7 protein-coding genes are annotated in these 18,906 nt (G+C 69.0%); all 7 read right to left on the bottom strand.

The window, feature by feature from the left end; all coding sequences use genetic code 11:
* Positions 1-32 precede the first annotated feature (32 nt).
* Positions 33-5,753: a sensor histidine kinase gene (locus tag WME83_RS25325; RefSeq protein ID WP_437321856.1), complete on the bottom strand. Its 5,721-nt coding sequence runs from the start codon at positions 5,751-5,753 to the stop codon at positions 33-35.
* Between the two features lie 297 nt (positions 5,754-6,050).
* Positions 6,051-11,753, bottom strand: a complete 5,703-nt coding sequence (locus WME83_RS25330; protein WP_437321857.1) for a sensor histidine kinase — start codon at positions 11,751-11,753, stop codon at positions 6,051-6,053.
* A 715-nt stretch (positions 11,754-12,468) separates the two neighbouring features.
* Positions 12,469-12,879 (bottom strand): DoxX family protein, encoded by a 411-nt coding sequence (locus WME83_RS25335; protein WP_437321858.1) that lies wholly within the window; start codon positions 12,877-12,879, stop codon positions 12,469-12,471.
* 103 nt (positions 12,880-12,982) lie between these two features.
* Entirely contained in the window at positions 12,983-14,668 is a 1,686-nt protein-coding gene (locus WME83_RS25340) for an FAD-dependent monooxygenase (RefSeq protein WP_437321859.1), read from the bottom strand.
* Positions 14,629-15,567, bottom strand: coding sequence for a hypothetical protein (locus WME83_RS25345; RefSeq protein WP_437321860.1), 939 nt, complete (start codon positions 15,565-15,567; stop codon positions 14,629-14,631). Before WME83_RS25345 ends, WME83_RS25340 begins: the two co-directional genes overlap by 40 nt.
* Positions 15,564-16,532 carry a prenyltransferase gene (locus WME83_RS25350; RefSeq protein ID WP_437321861.1) on the bottom strand — a complete coding sequence of 323 codons (969 nt, stop codon included), beginning with the start codon at positions 16,530-16,532 and terminating at the stop codon, positions 15,564-15,566. Before WME83_RS25350 ends, WME83_RS25345 begins: the two co-directional genes overlap by 4 nt.
* 198 nt (positions 16,533-16,730) lie before the next feature.
* Complete coding sequence (locus WME83_RS25355; protein ID WP_437321862.1) at positions 16,731-17,900, bottom strand: 4-hydroxyphenylpyruvate dioxygenase family protein; 1,170 nt, start codon at positions 17,898-17,900, stop codon at positions 16,731-16,733.
* Positions 17,901-18,906 lie beyond the last annotated feature (1,006 nt).

Below are 18,906 nucleotides of genomic sequence, written 5' to 3' on the forward strand. Positions count from 1 at the left end.
GGCGGGCGGCCGCGCCGAGCGCGCGGGGCCGCTCAGCCCGGCGGCGAGCTCGGCTCGCCGGCGCGCGGCGGCCCCGCGCACGGGAGCTCGACGAGGAACGTGGCGCCCGCGCCGGGCGCGCTCCGGACGCGGATCGAGCCGCCGTGCGCGTCCGCGATCCTCCGGCTCATGTAGAGGCCGAGCCCCAGCCCGCCGTAGTGCCGGTCGGACACGGCGCGCCCGAAGCGCTCGAAGATCTGCTCCTGCCGCGCCGGGTCGATGCCGATCCCCTGATCCTTCACCGAGAGCCGCGCCGTCCCGGCCTCCTCGCTGACGACGATCTCGACCGGCCTGCCCGCGCCGAACTTCATCGCGTTGGCGAGCAGGCTCGTGACCATCTGGTCGACGCGCGCGCGATCCCAGCGGCCCACGATCCGGCCGCAGTCCCGCAGCGACACCGAGCACCCGGCGCGCGAAAGCTCCAGCGTCAATCGCGCGAGGACATCGCGGACGACCGCCACGAGATCGACCTCCGCGACATGGAGCGAGAGCCGATCCACCTGGCTCCGCGAGACGTCGAGGAGCTCGTTGTGCCGGCGGGTCAGGCGCTTCGCCTGCCGCAGCGCGCGGTCGACCTGCCTGCCCATGGCCCGCGGGTCCCAGGGCCCACCCGACCGGAGGGCCCGATCCATCGCCTCGAGCGTGAGCGTGAGCGACGTCATCGGCGTGTTGAGCTCGTGCGTCGCCACCGTGAGGAACTCGTCCCGCACCCGGACGGCCTCCTGGGCAGCACGGTAGAGCCGCGAATTGTCGATCGCGTTCGCCGCCCGGCGCGCCACTTCCTGCACGATCTCGATGTCCGCATCGCCGTAGCGGCGCTCCGGCACGGACGAGACGACGGTCAGCATCCCGAGCGGTTGTCCCCGCGCCACGACCGGCACGGTGATGGAACTGTAGGTCCCGAGCTCTCGGAGGAGCCTCACGTGCCCGTCGTCCTCGCAGTGTTCCCGGAGGATGGCCTCTGAGATCTCGGGGAGCAGGAGCGGCTCACCGCTGCGCAGGACCCTGGCCGCGGGGTGCGGCGAGTCCCGACCAGGCGGATACCGCCGCTCCAGCTCCTGGATCAACGACTCCATCGTGGGATCTCTGTGCGCCCAGGAAATTCGCCGGATCTCTCCACCTTCCACAACATCGATGATGCACCAATCGCAAAGCGATCGTACCGAGAGCCGCGCAATACGCGACAACGTCTCGCCAGAATCGAGCGACCTGGAGAGGATGTCCCCGACCTCGGCCAGGAAGGCCGCACGCCGCTCCGCCGCCTCGGCCGCGGTCCGCGCGGCCTGCTCCTTGGAGAGCAGCCGCGCGTTCTCCAGCGAGATCGCTGCTTGCGTGGCGAGCAGCGAGAGGGCGGTGAGCCGCTCCGGCGTGAACGCGCCCTTCACGAGGTTGTTCTCGAGGTAGAGCAGGCCCACCACCTCGCCCTGCCTCAGGATGGGCATGCAGAGCAGCGACTTGGGCCGACACCTCGCGAAGTAGTCATCGACGGAGAACTTGCCCGCGTCCGCGGCGGCATCGCTCAGGATGACGTGCTCCTTCGTCCGCTGCACGAAGCGGACGAGCGACATGGGGACGCGCCGCGAACCATCCTCCGTCGAAGGCGGGAGGAGGGTCGTCGCCGCCCCTTTCTCTTCGAGGGTCGCCTCCGCTTCGATGGAGAGGCGCTCGTCCTGGTACAGGAGGATGCAAGCCCTCTGCGCGCCGCCCTGCTCGAGGACGACCGTGAGCAGCGTGCGCAGCAGCTTGTCGAGGACGATCTCGCTCGACAGGCTTTGCGATGCCTTGGTCACCGAGAGCAGGTCGAGCTGCTCGGACCGCGCCGCGAAGGTGGCGGCCTGGGCGAGCGGCGTCGTATCCCAGAGGTGCGGATTCTGCTGGTCGATCTGCTTGACCTTGCCGTCCGCCCCCCAGCGGGCGTAACAGGCACGCGCCTCGCGGAGGTACGTGGCGGCGATCAGGTCGAACCCTCGCGCCCGGTAGAACCTCGACGCGATCTCGTAGGCGAGCGCCTCGTTGTGGACGAAGCCGCTCGCGCGCGCGGCGCGGATGGCCTGCTCGTAGAGCTGCGCCGCCTTCTCCCATTCGCTGCCGACGCGCGCGATCTCGGCGCCGACCAGCGCCGCGCGATGGACGAAGTTCTCGGGGCAGCTCGAAGCCCAGACCTCGAGCTGCTCGTGGTGCGCGAGGAGCTCCGTGAGCTCCTGGGGCCGCTCATCGGCAGGTGCCGCGTCGTGGCGCGCTGCCCGCGCGAGCGCGCTGTGGGCGAGCGCGCTGTAAAAATGGTACTCGGCGATCTCGGGGAACGACGGCGACGTCCAGAGGAGCCAGTGCGCCTTCGCCGCGGCCTCGATAGCAGAGGCATAATCACCCGCGTAAAAGCGCGCTTGCAGCTTGCGGATCCAGTACCAGCTCGCGGCCAACGAGAGACGCGGATCGCCCTCGATGTGCCGTTCGAATCGGCCCTCGTCGAAGCGCTCATCGTTGAATGAGGCGAAATCCGGCAAGAGCCCCTGGAGCGTCTGGATGAGTCTGAGCTGTCCGGTGATGCAGTCGACGACGAGGCCGAACTTCGCCTTCCGCGCGAACTCGAGCGCGCCCTCGGCCTCTCGCTGCACCTCGCCGAGCGGCTCTCCATCTATGAGGAGGAGCGTGAGAAAGGCGGTACGCAGATAGGACGCATACGTGAGATCGCCAGCCTCCTGCGCCGCGTGAAAGGCGCGTCGCAATCGATCGAGGCTGGTACGCACGTGCCTCGTCCAGGGATTGATGGCGTACCAGAAGACCAGATAGACGCGGGCCTTGAAGCGGTCCAGCCCGCGCTTCTCCACGAGGTCGAGGCCGAGCTTGCCGAAGCGGAACCCCGCGCGGTAGTCGCCGAAGCGTGGCCCAAGGACCGTGCCGAGCCGGACGTATCCGAGGCACGACGCGTCGCTGTTGCCATGCTCGATGCTGACGTTCACCATGCGAGCGACCAGGAGGCTCAGCAGGTTCTCGTCGGTGAACAGGGCGGGCGCCTCGCACCACGAGAGGACGTCGATGGTCGTGCGGCAGTCCGGATCGGCCATCGGGGGCAAGTCGAAGAGCTCCTCGATCGGGCGGCCCTCGAGCCTCTGCCACATCCGCTCGTACTCCTGCAGGACCTCCGCGTCCGTCGGGTGCGGCGACCACTCGACGCCGACGCGCCGGAGGTATTCGAGGCATGCCTCCACGCTGCGGTCGCTCCGATCCATGGTCGTGTAAAGAGCCATGCGCGCGCACGTGACGGCGCCGAAGGCGACGAGGTCTCCTGCGCGGCGCGAGAGCATGGAGAGCCGCTCCTCCGCTCTCGAGAGCTCGCCGGTCAGGAACTCACACTCGGCCCGGTGGAGCTCGAGCGCGAAGATGAGCTCGTAGCGGGTGGACCAGCCGTCCTCGGCCAGGAGCGCCGCGCCGGCGACGAGGTACGCCAGCGCCGAGGCGTAGGCGGTCGACCCCTTGGCGCGCTTGCCCGCGATGAGGTTGAGCTCGGCGACCCGTTCTCGCTCTTCCCACGACGTGATGAGCCCGATGCCGCGGTTGAGCTGGTTCACGATCTCGAAGATCTTCTCCTCGAGCTCCTCCGGCGCCGTCCGCGACGCGAGCAGCCTGCCTATCTCGAGGTGCACCGACGCCCGCTCGCCTTCGGGGATGAGCGAATAGGCGGCTTCCTGGACCCAGTCGTGGAGGAACTTGTACGTGCCGTTCAAGCGAAAGACGAGCCCCTCATGGACTGCGTCCCAAAGACCCGCGTGCACATCCTCCTCCGAGCCGCCATGAACCAGCGTCAGCAGGGCGACGTCCGCGGTGTGTCCCAGGCAGGCGAGCTGCTTCAGCGCTCCCTGGGCGCCCTCCGGCAGCCGCGCGAGCTTGCCGACCATCAGGGCCGCCACGTTGTCGGTGAAGCCCTTTTCGCGGATCTGCGCCACGTCCCACCGGAAGGCCTCGGCCCGCTCGTCGAACTCGATCAGCCGCTCTTCGTGCAGCGCCATGAGGAACTGGATCGCGAAGAAGGGGTTGCCGGCCGTCTTCTCGTGGACGAGGTTCGAGAGCGGCGCGGCGTCGTCGCGGGAGCAGTGGAGCGCGTCGCTGACGAGCGCGGCGATGTTGTCTCGGGAAAGCGGGCCGAGCACGATGTCCGAGATGCGCGCGCCCTCCTTCCGCATCTGGTCGAGCGCCAGCGCCAGCGGATGCGAGGGGGGCACCTCGTTGTCGCGGTACGCGCCGGTGACGAGCAGATAGCGCGTCTCGGGGTGCGTCACCAGATCGTGAAGGAGGCCGAGGCTCGCCGAATCGGTCCACTGGAGATCGTCGAGGAAGAGCGCGAGGGGGTGCTCCTTCCGGGCGAACACCCCGATGAAGCGCCGGAACACGACGCGGAACCGGTTCTGCGCCTCGGTCCACGGAAGCTCTGGAGCCGGCGGTTGCCGGCCGATGACGAGCTCGACCTGGGGGATGACCTCCACCAGGAGCTGTCCGTTGATCCCGAGGGCGTCGAGCAGCCGCTGCCTCCAGGCCGCCATCTGGTCCTCGCTCCCGACGAGGATCTCGAGCACGACCTCCCGGAAGGCCTGGACGAGCGTGGAGTAGGGGATGTCGCGCTGGGATTGATCGAACTTGCCCGAAAGGAAGAGGGCTCGCTCCCGGACGACCGGCCTGTGGATCTCGTGGACCAGCGCCGACTTGCCGATGCCGGAATAGCCGGAGACCAGGACGAGCTCGGGGGATCCCGTGCCCACCACGCGCTCGAACGCGCGCAGCAGCGCGGTCACCTCCTCCTCGCGGCCATAGAGCTTCTGAGGGATCTCGAAGCGATCGGAGACGTCGTGCTCGGCCAAGGGGAACGGCTCGATCCGGCCGGTCGCTCGCCACTCCGAAAGGCACCGCTCGAGGTCGTGCTTGAGGCCGCGCGCGGTCTGGTAACGATCCTCCGCCATCTTGGCCAGGAGCTTCAGGACGAGCGCCGAGAGGACCTCGGGCAGGTCCGGGACGAGCGCGGTGGCCGGTGGCGGGGCGCGGGCGACGTGGCAGTGCACCCACTCGGACGGGTCGCGCGCCTCGAACGGCAGCCGCCCGGTGAGCATCTCGTAGAACGTGACCCCGAGCGCATAGAGATCGGTGCGGCTGTCGATCGCCCGGTTCATCCGCCCCGTCTGCTCCGGAGCCAGGTACGGCAAGGAGCCCTCGATGAGCCGGGGAGGCCCTGCCGGCGACTGCTCGCGGGAGAGGCGGGACGCGAGGCCGAAGTCGGCGAGCTTGACCTGCCCGGTAGCTGCGTTGACGAGGATGTTCTGGGGCTTGAGATCCTTGTGGATGATGTCCTGCTGGTGGAGCTCCGCCACGCAGGCCACGATACGCACCGCGAGGTCGAGGAACCGCTCGATGTTCATGGGCGCGTCCATGAAGTGGTCGAGCGACTCGCCGCCGAAATCCTCCAGGACGAGCGCCGGCAGCCCCTCGTACGTCTCGAGGGCGAGCGGCCTTACGATGGCCTCGTGGCTCAGCGCCTTGCCGATCGCGTACTCGTGCTTCAGGCGCTCGATGTCCTTCGGGCGGCTGCGCCTCGGATCGAGGACCTTCAAGATCACCGGGCAGCCATCGGCGCTCCGGATCGCGCGAAGCAGGCTGGTCTTCTGGCCCTCGTGGAGGGTCTCGGTGATCGCGTAGGGGGAGGCCAGGCTCACCTCCACGGGGAGCATCTCCCTGGGGAGGACACGCCGTGGGGCGCTGGCGCCCAGCGGCTCCGTGGGACATGAGAGCTGTCGACGCCGGAACGGTCGAGCCCGCGCGCCTCGCCGAGGCGACGCAACCGCACGGTCGGCGTGAGCGCATAGCGCAGGCCAGGCACCGCATCACCTGTCGCGGTCTCCTGCGGTCGTACCATATCCGAGGCCCCCTCGACCGATAGATACCACGGCTGATGCCCGGCACTTCCGCGGTGCACCTCGCAGGCGCCGACGAGCAGGGATCCCTGGCTCATGTGCACGCCCGGCCGCTCAGCCCGGCGGCGGCGAGCTCGGCTCGCCGGCGCGCGGCGGCCCCGCGCACGGGAGCTCGACGAGGAACGTGGCGCCCGCGCCGGGCGCGCTCCGGACGCGGATCGAGCCGCCGTGCGCGTCCGCGATCCTCCGGCTCATGTAGAGGCCGAGCCCCAGCCCGCCGTAGTGCCGGTCGGACACGGCGCGCCCGAAGCGCTCGAAGATCTGCTCCTGCCGCGCCGGGTCGATGCCGATCCCCTGATCCTTCACCGAGAGCCGCGCCGTCCCGGCCTCCTCGCTGACGACGATCTCCACGGGCTTGCCCGCGCCGAACTTCATCGCGTTGGCGAGGAGGCTCGTGACCATCTGGTCGACGCGCGCGCGATCCCAGCGGCCCACGATCCGGCCGGAGCCGTGCACCGAGACCGAGCACCCGGCGCGCGCCAGATCCAGCTTGAGCCGCGCAATCACGTCGCGGACCACCGCCCCGAGGTCGACCTCCACGACCTCGAGCGAGAGCCGATCCACCTGGCTCCGCGAGACGTCGAGGAGCTCGTTGTGCAGGCGGGTCAGGCGCGTCGCCTGCCGCAGCGCGCGATCCACCTGATGGCCCATCGACTGCGGATCCCAGCGCCGGCCCGGAGCGAGGGCCCGGCGGACGGCCTCGAGCGTGAGCGTGAGCGACGTCATCGGCGTGTTGAGCTCGTGCGTCGCCACGGTGAGGAACTCGTCCCGCACCCGGACGGCCTCCTGGGCGGCCTGGTAGAGCCGCGCGTTGTCGATCGCGATCGCGGCCCGGTGCGCCACTTCCTGCACCAGGTCCAGATCCGCCTCGCCGTAGGTGCGCTCCGGCGAGGACGAGACGACGCTCAGCACCCCGATCGGCTGTCCCCGCGCCACCAGCGGAACGGAGATGAAGCTGTGGGTCCCGAGCGCGCGGATGAGCCTCGCGTGCCCCTCGTCCGGGCAGTAGCTCCGGAGGATCTCGTCGGGGAACTCGGTGATGAGGAGCGGCCCGCCGTTTCGCAGGACCCTGGCCGCCGGCCGGTGCGCAGCCCGGCCCGGAGGAAACCGGCGCGCGAGCTCCTCGAGCAGCCGCTCCTTCGCGGGGTCGCGGTGGGCCCAGCAGCTCCGCCGGGTCTCCCCGCCCTCCACGACGTCGATGACGCACCAGTCGCAGAGCGATCGCACCGACAGCCGCGCGACGCGCGACAGCGTCTCCGCGTAGTCGAGCGACCCGGAGAGGATCTCCCCGGCCTCGGCCACGAAGGCCGCGCGCCGCTCGGCCGCCTCGGCCGCCGTCCGCGCGGCGTGCTCGCTGGCGAGGAGCCGCGCGTTCTCCAGGGAGATCGCCGCCTGCGTCGCGAGCAGCGAGAGGCCGGTGAGCCGCTCCGGCGTGAAGGCGCCGACGAGGAGGTTGTTCTCGAGATAGAGCAGGCCCGCGACCTCGGCCTGCCTCGGGATCGGCATGCACAGGACCGATCGCGGCCGCTGCAGCGCGAAGTAGTCGTCCCCGGAGAACTTGCCCGCGTCCGCGGCGGCGTGGCCGAGGATGACGCGCTCCTTCGTCCGGCAGACGTAGCGGACGAGCGACGCGGGGACACGGCGGGAGACCGCCTCCGTCGAGCGCGGGAGGACGACCGTCGCCGCCCCGCTCTCCCCGAGGGTGGCCTCGGCCTCGATGGAGAGGTGATCGTCCTGGACCAGGACGAGGCAGGCCCGCTGCGCGCCGCCCTGCTCGAGGACGGCCGTGAGCAGCGTGCACAGGAGCTCGTCGATGACGATCTCGCTCGAGATGGCCTGCGACGCCTTGATGACCGAGAGCAGGTCGATCTCCTCGGGCCGCGCCGCGATGGTGGCGGCCGGGGCGGGCGCCCGCGCGTCCCAGAGATCGGGGCTCGCCCGATCGAGCTGCCTGACCTTGCCGTCCGCGCCCCACCGCACGTAGCAGGCGCGGGCCTGGCGGAGGTACGTCGCGGCGAACAGGTCGTACCCCCGCGCGCGGAGGAACCGCGACGCGAGCTCGTAGGCGAGCGCCTCGGTGTGGACGAAGCCGCTCTCGCGCGCGGAGCGGATCGCCTGCTCGTAGAGCGCCTCGGCGTCGAGGTGCCTGCCCTCGACGCGCGCGAGCTCGGCGCCGACCAGCGCGGCGCGGCTGCCGAAGTTCTCGGGGCAATGCGCCGCCCAGACCTCGAGCTGCTCGCGGTGCGCGGCGAGCGCCGCGAGGTGCCTTCGCCGCTCGGCGCCGGACGCGGGCAAAGCCTCGACCGCCGCCAGCGCGAGCGCGCTGTAAACGTGGTAGTCGGCGACGTCGATGAACGACTGCTTCGTCCAGAGCAGCCGCTCCGCCCTCGCGGCCGCCGCGAGCGAAGCAGCGTAGTTGCCGGCGTGGAACTGCGCCTCCTGCTTGCAGATCCAGTACCAGCAGGCGGCGATCGCGAGGCGCGGATCGCTCTCCAGGTGCCGCTCGAACTCGGCCTCGCTGAACGTCCCGTCGTCGAAGGAGGAGAAGCTGGGCAGGAGCCCGCGGAGCTGCCGGATGAGCTGCAGCTGCGCGGTGATGATATCGATGACGAGGCCGAACCTCGCCTCCCGCACGAACTCGAGCGCGCCCTCCGCCTCGCGCTGCACGTCGCCCAGCGGATCGCCCTTGGCGAGCAGGACCATGATCGAGCAATTGCAGGTGTAGGCCGCGAAGGTGAGATCGCCGGTCTCGTGGGCCATCTCGGACGCTCGCCGCAAGAGCTCGACGCTGGTGCGCACGTGCCTCGTCCACGGGTTCACGAGGTGCCCGAAATCCAGGTAGACGCGGGCCTTCAGGCGATCCAGCCCGTGCTTGTCCACGAGGTCGATGCCGAGCCTGCCGAAGCGGTACCCCGCGCGGTAATCGCCGAAGCACGCGCCGAGGACCATGCCGACCTGGACGTAGCCGAAGCACGATCCGTCGCAATTGCCGTGCTCGAGGCTCAGGTTCACCAGGCGGCCCACGACGAGGCTGTGCAGGTTCCGGTCGGTGAACAGGGCCGGCGCCTGGACCCAGCCCAGGATATCGACGACCGCGCGGACGACCGGATCGGTCATCGGGGGCAGGTCGATGAGCGCCTCGATGGGGCGGCTCCCGAGCTGCCGCCCCAGGCGCTCGTACTCGCGCTGCACCTCCTCGTCCGTCGGGTGCGGCGACCAGTCGACGCCGACGCGCCGCAGGTAATCGAGGCAGATCTCGACGGCGAGCTCGGTTCGATCCTGCGTCGTGTAGAGATCCACGCGCACGCAGGCGACCGCCGCCGCGTCGACGAGGCCCTCGGCGCGGCGCGAGAGCGCCGAGAGCCGCTCCTCGGCCGCGTCGAGCGCGCCGGTCAGGTACTCGCACTCGGCCCGGTGGAGCTCCAGCGCGAAGGCGAGCTCGTATTGCCGCTCCCAGCGATTCTCCTCCAGGAAGGCGGCGCCGGCGGCGAGGTACTCGAGCGCCGAGGCGAAGGCCGCCGACGCCTTCGCGCGCTCGCCGGCCACGAGGTTGAGCCTGGCGACCCGCTCTCGCTCCTCCGGCGACGTGATCAGCCGCGCGCCGCGGTTGAGCTGGTGGACGATCTCGAAGATCTTCTCCTCGAGCGCCTCCGGCGCCGTGCGCGCCGCGAGCAGCCGGCCGATCTCGAGGTGCGCCGCCGCCCGCTCGCCTTCGGGGATGAGCGAATAGGCCGCCTCCTGGACCCGATCGTGGAGGAACTTGTACGCGCCGTCGAGGTGCAGGACCAGGCCCGCGCAGACGGCATCGCAGAGATCGGCGTCCGCGTCCTGCTCCGTCCGGCCGCGGATCGTCGAGAGGAGGCCGATCTCCGCGGTGTTCCCCAGGCAGGCGAGCTGCTTCACCGCCGTCTGGACGCTCGGGGGGAGCCGCGCGAGCTTTCCGACCATCAGGTCGATCACGTTGTCGGTGAAGCCCTGTTCGCGGATCCTCGCCACGTCCCACCGGAAGGCCTCGGCGCGCTCGTCGAACGCGATCAGCCGCGCTTCGTGGAGCGCGGTGAGGAACTGGATCGCGAAGAACGGGTTGCCGGCCGTCTTCTCGTGGACGAGGTCGGAGAGCGGCGCGACGTCCTCGCGGCGGCAGCGCAGCGCGTCGCCGACGAGCGCGGCGAGGTGCTCCCGGGAGAGCGCGCCGAGCACGAGGGTCGAGATGCGCGCGCCCGCCTTCCGCACCTGCTCGAGCGCCGTCATGAGCGGGTGCGCTGGGGTCACCTCGTTGTCGCGGTACGCGCCGATGACGAGGAGGTGGCGCGTTTCGGGGTGCGTCATCAGGTCACGGAGGAGCCCGAGGCTCGCCGCGTCGCTCCACTGGAGATCGTCGAGGAAGAGCGCGAGCGGGTGCTCCTTCCGGGCGAACACCCCGATGAAGTGCCGGAACACGGCGCGGAACCGGCTCTGCGCCTCGGCCGGCGGGAGCTCGGGGACCGGCGGCTGCTGGCCGATGATCAGCTCGACGTGGGGGATGGCGTCCACGATGAGCTGCCCGTGGATCCCGAGCGCGCCGCGCAGGCGCTGCCGCCACGCCGCGATCCGGTCCTCGCTCTCGGCGAGGATCTGGAGCACGATCTCCCGGAACGCCTGGACGAGCGTCGAATACGGGATATCGCGCCTGTGCTCATCGAACTTGCCCGAGAGGAAGAGGGCGCGCTCCCGGACGGTCGGCCGGTAGAGCTCGTGGACCAGCGCCGACTTGCCGATGCCGGAGTAGCCGGAGATGAGGACGAGCTCGGGAGACCCGGTGTTCCTCACGCGCTCGAACGCGCGCAGCAGCACGCCGACGTCGTCCTCGCGGCCGTACAGCCGGTGAGGGACCTGGAGGCGGCCGGCGACGTCGCGCTCGGCCAGGGGGAACGGCGCGATCCTGCCGGTGGCCCGGAGCTGCGAGAGGCACCGCGCGAGGTCGTGCTTGAGGCCGCGGGCGGTCTGGTACCGATCCTCCGCCGTCTTGGCCAGGAGCTTCAGGACCAGCGCCGAGAGCACCTCGGGCAGCTCCGGGGCGAACGCGGTGGGCGGCGGCGGCGCGCGGGCGACGTGGCAGTGCACCCACTCGGAGGGATCGCGCGCCTCGAAGGGCAGGCGACCGGTGAGCATCTCGTAGAAGGTGACGCCGAGCGCGTAGAGGTCGGCGCGGCCGTCGATCGCGCGGCTCATCCGGCCCGTCTGCTCCGGCGCCATGTACGGCAGCGAGCCCTCGATGAGCCGGGGAGGCCCCGCGGGCTGCTGCTGGCGGGACAGGCAGGTCGCGAGGCCGAGATCGGCGAGCTTCACCTGACCGGTGGCCGCGTTGACGAGGATGTTCTCGGGCTTGAGATCCTTGTGGATGACCTCCCGCTCGTGGAGCTCCGCCACGCTGGCCACGATGCGGATCGCGAGGTCGAGGAACCGCTCGACCTTCATGGGGCCAGAGGCGCAGCGGTCGAGCGACTCGCCGCCGAAGTCCTCGACGACGAGCGTCGGGAGCCCCTCGTACGTCTCGAGGGCGAGCGGCGCCACGACGGCCTCGTGGCTCAGCATCTTGCCCATCGCGTACTCGTGCCTCAGGCGCTCGACGTCCTGGGGGCGGCTGCGCCTCGGGTCGAGGACCTTCAAGATCACCCGGCGGCCATCGGCGCTCCGGACCGCGCGGAGCAGGCTGGTCCGCTGGCCTGCGTGCAGCGTCTCGGTGACCGTGTACCGGTGGGCAGCGCTCATCAGCATGGCGAAGACGCTCCGTGAAACGCCGGCGCCCGGCGGCTCGCCGGCCCCTGGGGATCGGGGTCGGCGCTGGAGCGATCAAGCCCGCTCGCCCCGGTGTGCCAGCGCAGCCGCACGATCGGCGTGAGCGCGCGGCGGCCGCCGGCCCCCGCGCGCCGTGTCACGCGCTCGCGCCATCGTGGCATACCCGGAGCCCCCTCTTCCCCCTCGACTCATAGGTATCATAAGCGAGGCGGAACATAAGTGACGTGGGCAGTTGCGCGGCGCGCTCCACAGGCCGCGTCGAGCAAGCTCTTCAGGAGCTCGCGCACGCGCGTTCGTTCCCTAGATTCCGCCCATGACAACACTTTCGGGGACGCCGCGAGCCGCCGGGGGGCGGGGCGGAGCCGGACGAGGCAAAGCTAGGGCTGTCCGTGCGTCAAGGCGAGCCCGACGGCCGCGTCGCCCGGGCTCGTCTCGGGTTTCATGGGAGAAGGAACCACGGAGGCACAGAGGAGACAGAAAGCAGGAGCTGCGACACCCGCACCTGGCCCCTGGGGCTGATGTCGGCGAGGTCCTTGACCCGCTGGGTTATCTCGTCTGCATGAGGTCGACCTGCCCGAGCGCGAAGGGCAGCCCTGCTCCGCGTAGCGCGATGTGGGCCGCGATCGAGCAGGAATGCGGCGCGTACGAGCGCCTGAACACGTCTCTCTCCTCTTCCCCCCAGCCTCTCTGTCGATCACGGCTTGGAGAGCGGCAGGAGGTCGCGCACCCGCGCGTCGCGCAGGACGAGGCCGCCCCACGCCAGGATGCCGATCACGACGGCGCTGACGAACGGCTCGCCCACGCGGACATGATTCGCGACCGCCCCCCCGAGGTGAGCCGTCACCAGGATGGCGCCGAGCGGCGCGGTGCGCGGGATGGCGTACAGCACCGCTGCCAGCAGCTCGACGCCGCCGATGACCCGCAGCGCGTCCTCCCGATAACCGAACCGGCGGGCCATATCCAGCATGGATGCGTGCTGCAGGATCTTCATGCCGGCGCTGAGCAGCAGGGCGACCACGGTCAACCCTGACATCCCCCACCCGGCCCATTTCATCCATGCCGGCGCCCCCAGACCCTCGCCCGCCACCGCCGCCTTCGAGCTCATACGCTCCTCCTCAATCACGGATCATGCTGTGTTCTGGAGCTCAGACGCCCAGGCACGCTCTCGACCTCACACCCGCTCTAGATATCGGAGGAACGAGCACCCGTCAAATGCTAGCGTGCCCCGTCGCGACGGCGATCATGCGCGACGGGTCGTCCGGGATCGAGTTCCCCCGCCACGCCACATGGAGGTCCGGGCGAACGAGGAACAAATCACGCCCATAGATCTCTCGGACGTGAGGATCGGGCACGCGCAGGACCTCGAAGGGGACGCCGAGATCGCTCGCGGCGCGCTGGAACCTGCGGGTGTCTTGATCGCTCGGTCCTACCTGGAGGAGCGTGAACCCCGACCCGATCCGGTCGTGCAGCGCCGAGCCATCGCTCAGCCAGACATGCGGCAAGCGCGCGCCGGTCCACGTGGTCGGCTCGTAGCGGTCCGGCCGGTCTGAATCGGGCCCGCCGGGCTCCGGCCAGCAGATCGGCGAGTCGTGATAGCGGTAGCCAAGCTCGATCCCCTCCACCTCGTACAATTTTCTCGCCTGGCGCTCCGCGAGGGCGACGAACTCGGCGCGCCGCGCCGCCGCTTCACCTCCCTCGGCGCAGATGCTCGGATCCCAGGCCGAGAACCAGCCTGCGAACTCGAACGCGGCCATCCCGGCAGCGCGGAGGTTGCGGACGCCGATGGGTTGCCGCTCTGCCTCGTACGAACGGAGCAACGACGGCCCGCCCCAGCCATGGAGCGTCGCGGCCAGCTTCCAGGCCAGGTCGTAGGAGTCGCCGAGGCCGGTGTTCATCCCGAACGCGCCCGCCTGGATCATCTGGTGCGCGGCGTCTCCGGCCAAGAGCACCCGGCCCTTCTGGTATCGCTGCGCCAGCAGCATCCGCGGGGTCCAGGGCTTCGCGTAGAGGACCTGCGCGTCGATCGGCTTCCCGACGGCCTGGTTGATGACCTCGCGCGGATCGATCTTGGTGTAATCCTCGTCTACAGGGATCGCCTTGTGGATGCAGCAATGCTTCAGGTCGTCCTGAGTGACCAGAAATCCCCCGCGCATGGGCGCGAAATGGTAATGACGCCCCAGCCCCAAGGGGTGCTGCTGATGAATGTCGTCACAACGAAAGAATATCTGGAACAGCCGCAGCCACGGATTCCGGTCTCCCTCGAGCTCGATGCCGCTGAGCGCTCGGACCGTGCTGTGCGCCCCGTCGCACCCCACCAGGTAGTCGGCGCGGATCGTCTCAGCGCCTGAGGCGTCGCGCACGGTAGCGACGACGCCCGCGTCGTCCTCCGTGAAGCCCTGGAGCTCGCAGCCGAAGCGCACCGTCACGTTCGGTAGGGCCTCCGCATGCCGCTGGATGAGCGGCTCGAGCGTGTACTGCGAGATACGCTGCGCGGGCTCACGCGGCCATCGCCCGTCGTTGTGGGCGCGGATCTGCTCCCGCTGCTGCGCGATCGAAGGATACCTGAGATGCACGAGCGGAGGATCGTTGAGCGTCGTCAGGATCCACACGTCCGTCGACGCGTCGAGGGGCCAGCCGGCTCTCCGGATGGCCTCCGCGATGCCGAGGCGTCCGAAGATCTCCATCGACCGCGCGTTGCAGCGCTCCATCTTCGGCAGAAACACTGCCTCCTTGTTCTTTTCGACCAGCACACAGGGAACGCCGTACCGGCCGAGCGCGAGGGCGAGCGTCAGGCCAACGGGCCCTCCTCCGACGATCAGCACGCGAGTCTGCGTCACAGGCGGATGCACCATGGCTATTTGGCCTTCGAGAAGAGGGCGAGCGCCTCCAGGCAAAGGGCGGTGGTCAGCTCTGCCGATCCGAACCAGAACACGAAAGGCCCCGGAGGAGGGAGCCGCGGCGCACCGTAGAAGGCGTCACGCCCCCATGAGCCGTCGGTCTGCTGTCTGCGCACGAGGGCCTCGACCGCCGAGTCCAGGCAGGAGCTGTGCCCGCAGTTGAGCAAGGTCGAGATCGCCATCGCGGTGTCGAGATCGGAGCCGAAGGAGCCGTCGCTCACCTGCCGGCGCAGCGTGCGTTCCACGATGAGCCGTCCGCTCGGCTCAAGGCGCGAGACGCCACGCCGCAGCGGGCGCGATATCGCATAGTAGGCCGTCTGACGAGGGATATAGTACCACGAGGCACTATCCTCCGTGTTCGATTCGACGAGCTGATTCAAGTAGTCGCTCGCGGGCCTCGTCTCGGGTGTGTCGCCGAGGTAGAGCAGGACGTTCGCGTTGACGACGCAATCGACGTCGTTCGCGATCGGACGCTTGGGGTCGAGCCAGGTGTGAAACAGCCCGCGCTCGTCCCGATTCGCGAACAGCACCGGCCGGTTCTCTGCGAGCCCCGGAGGGGCGGCTCCGGCGGAGATGAGCGCGTACGAGCAACAGGCAGTATCATCTGCATCCGGCGGGACGGGGACGCGATGCCAGTAACGCCATAATCCCGGAGGCTCCATCTTGCTGAGGAGAAACTTGCTCGCCTTGTCGAGCATGGAGCTCACGTCGAGGCGCGTCACCTCCTGGAGCGCATGGATCGCGAACGTGGTGACGAACGGCGTGGAGTTGTGAGCAGGCTCGTCATCGAAGCGACTGTTCATGCTCGTGTAGATCGCGAACTCACCGCTCTCCATCTGACGCGCGCGCAGGAACGAAACCGCTGACTCGATGGCGTTCTCCAGATTCGGCCTCATCGAACTTCTCTCTCCTTCAGTCGAGACACACGCACCTTCGCCCAGGTGTTCGCCAGCAACCAGGCGGCGCAGACCGAGGGCACCATGGCACACAAGATTTGACCAGCTGTCAGGTGGAACTGGTCCCATTCGACCCGAGGGTGCATCAGCAGCCCGAGGCTCATGACGACGGCCACCACCATGGTATACGCCGCCGCCGACCAGGCGACGCGGTCCTTGGTCAGCGTCCTGCGGTGCGCTCCCTCCAGGACCTGCCTGCAAATCCACACCGAGTACGGCGCCGTGAGACCCATCATCAAGACCACCGTTCCCGGCAGCCCGACCCACCAGAGCACGACGATCGAGGCATACGCGAGCACGTGGCTGAACACGTACAGGCGCGCCGACAGCTCCGGCCCGAGCGCGACCACCAGGGTCTTCTTCCCCGCCGCGCGGTCCCCTTCATGGTCGAAGAGGTTCATCATCAGCATGTAGGAGTATTGAATGATGCAGTTGGGCAGGAGCACCATGAAGAGGACCCACTCCAGCCTGCCAGCTTGCAGATAGAACGCGAGCGCGGGGCAGAGGACATCGATGACGATCATGGAGCAGAGCTCGCCCAGGCCGCGGTGGTTGAACTTGAAGGGCGGCGCCGTATAGAACCATGCGAGCACGATGATGGCGAAGCACATCCACTGCGCTGCCCCGCTCGGCATCCCGATGAGCAGCGCGGCGCCCAGGAAGAGGAGCACGAACGCGGCCCCGATGCTGACGTCCGGCGAGAGGAGCCCATCGGCCAGGACGCGGCTACCGCCGGTCACCCCCGCGCGAGCGTGATTGGCTCGGTCTGCTTCGAGATCGAAGAACTCATTGCAGTAGTGCGTCATGAGGTGGACGCAGGACACGAAGATTTGACCGAACAGGTAGGTGCCGATGTCGATTTGGTGATGGCCAAAGAGGGCGGCGATCGCGCCCAGGCCGTACAAGAGCGCGCTCTTGAAAAGATACTGAGGTCTCCCCAGGCGAACGAAGGCACGCCAGCGCATCTCGATCTCCGGTGCCGGTATTCCGGCGTGGACACTACAAATATCTCGGCGCTGCCCCGTCGGGACAAGCAGCTTCGAGCGAATCTGAACGCACGAACCGGCGCGAAGAGAACGGCTGCACATGCAGCCATTCGTTCCTCATACCTCTCCGCGCTCTCTCGATTCCTTCGACTCGATCCCTTCGAACAGGGCGCGGAAGTTGCCCTCGCCGAAGCGTCGGTCGCCCTTCCGCTGGATCAATTCGAAGAAGAAAGGGCTCGCGCCCGTCCCGGCCTCGCCGCCCTGCACGGGATCCATGAAGATCTGGAGCAAGTAGCGGCCGGGCCCCTCGCCGTCGATCAGGATCCCGAGCTGCCTGAGCGTGTCCAGGTCCTCGAGGATCGAGCTCATGCCCATCTCGGCGAGGCGCTCCGGCAGGCGATCGTAATAGGCCGGCGGCGTCTCGATGAAGCGGACGCCGCGCTCGCGCAGCTCCGCGACCGTGCGGACGATGTCCTCCACCTCCAGCGCCGCATGCTGCACGCCGTTGCCGCGATGGTCCTCGCAGAACCGGTAGATCTGCGAGCCCTCGAAGTTGGGCGGCGTCGGCTCGTTGAGGGCAAACTTGACGCCCGAAGACTCGTCCCACAGGACGACCGAGCGCAGGCCGGAGCCCTTGTGGGCGCTCGAGCGGCCCTGTCCGGTGTGGAACTGGATGCTCCAGAACGGCTGAAGCCCGAGGACCCTCTCCAGCCACATGGCCGCCGGTCCCATGGTCTGGAAATTCGACGTGATGTGGTCGTAGCTCAGCAGCCCGCGCCGGTTGGTCGTGGCCGGCCGCGCCTCGTGCGGGATGAAGCCCGGGAGCGGCACGGGATGGCCGTGCCGCTCCACCAGGTACAGCCGCACGTCGTTGAGCGGCGTCGCCATCGGGAACGCCGCCAGCCCTCCCCTCACCGACGCGTCGCGCTCGATGGCGCCGATGGGGGTGCCGCCGCGCGCTTCAACGAGCGAGAAAGCGCGCTCGACATCCTGGACATCCAGAAGGATGGCGCCGACCCCCTCCGGGTGGAGCTGCAAGAAGCGGCTTGCCACGCTCTGCCTGGAGAGCGGCTCGGAGCAGATCAGCGTGCACGGCCCCGCGCGAAAAATTTCCGAGCGCTGCCCCGTCCGAGCCTCGAGCGCAGGGCTGCTCGACGCGATCTGCTCGAAGCCGAGCAGGTCGCACAGGAGCCAACGCTCGCGCGAGAGGTCGTGTACGTATCGCTGCAATCCAGCTATCTGCTTGATGCCGATCGACTCGACTTTGGGCCACTTTTCGGTCGCCATGAACATCCGCCCCTCTTGAAGCCATTCCCTCCGGCTCGACACCGCTGGATGCCCCGCGCGGCGAGCGAGATCGCCGCAGGAATCTACGCGTCGGAGACTCCGTCCATACGGATGTCGCCATCCGGGAACGCGCACGATGACAGCAGCAAGCCAAGCCGCGGCATCGTGGCGCCCAAAGCGCGCACGCGACGGTATCCCTGTAGAACCTGCACACCGAAACGACTGCTTTACAGTACCGAGCTCGCTCGATCCTCACCCCGCTCCAGCTACCGATTCCCCCGATGCGCGGCTGCCCGTTCCATGGTGACGGCGATCCAACCTCTGGCCGTGCCCATGCATAAGGAGCGCGCTCCCACGCGAATCACCTGCCGCGCTCGCCTTATTCGGACATGTCGCTCGGGCGATCAAGAGACAAATGAACTTCGAATGTTAAGAAGCGTTGCCTTCAATCGTTAAGAAGTGTTGCCTTCAATCGTTGAGAAGCATGCCCCAGCGCCGAGGCAGGCAGTCGAGCTTCAACGACGTCGCATCTGTCGGGACAACTACACCCCCACCGGAATAGTGCGTCCGCACAGTATATGAGTACGGCCGCTCACCCCCGGCGTCTCTCACGTCCAGCCATTAACGCACAGTCCGCCGCATCGCCAGCCATTTTTACGGCGCCTCGGCGCGCTCCGCACGAAATCGACACCTCCTGGAGGGCGGCAAGGCACGAACGCTCGACGTTTCGGCGGCGTTTCGATTGCGTTTCAGCAGCGACGATGGGGGGCTTGACCGCCGGTTTCGCCAGCAGCGCAACGATCGCATTCACCTGCAGGCCGGCTGCTCTGGATAGGAGCGCCGAACACGATCGGACCGAGTCGAGCAACCGCGCGCATGGGTGCAGCGCTCGGCGCGACGAGGGTCCTTGCTGAGGTGGAGCGACGAGGAGCACCCTCGCGACGCGTCGGCCCTGGGAGGCCTGGCGGCGGAGGGTCTCGGGTTCGTCCTTCGGCGGGGGGCTGCG

This window comes from Sorangium sp. So ce385 (assembly GCF_051474135.1).
Classification (GTDB): domain Bacteria; phylum Myxococcota_A; class Polyangia; order Polyangiales; family Polyangiaceae; genus Sorangium; species Sorangium cellulosum_D.

What these genes read in the sequence shown, in the direction of transcription:
- WME83_RS25325 (WP_437321856.1), bottom strand. Translation starts at nt 5,753, where the DNA reads ATGCTCCCCGTGGAGGTGAGCCTGGCCTCCCCCTACGCGATCACCGAG.
- WME83_RS25330 (WP_437321857.1), bottom strand. Translation starts at nt 11,753, where the DNA reads ATGCTGATGAGCGCTGCCCACCGGTACACGGTCACCGAGACGCTGCAC.
- WME83_RS25335 (WP_437321858.1), bottom strand. Translation starts at nt 12,879, where the DNA reads ATGAGCTCGAAGGCGGCGGTGGCGGGCGAGGGTCTGGGGGCGCCGGCA.
- WME83_RS25345 (WP_437321860.1), bottom strand. Translation starts at nt 15,567, where the DNA reads ATGAGGCCGAATCTGGAGAACGCCATCGAGTCAGCGGTTTCGTTCCTG.
- WME83_RS25355 (WP_437321862.1), bottom strand. Translation starts at nt 17,900, where the DNA reads ATGGCGACCGAAAAGTGGCCCAAAGTCGAGTCGATCGGCATCAAGCAG.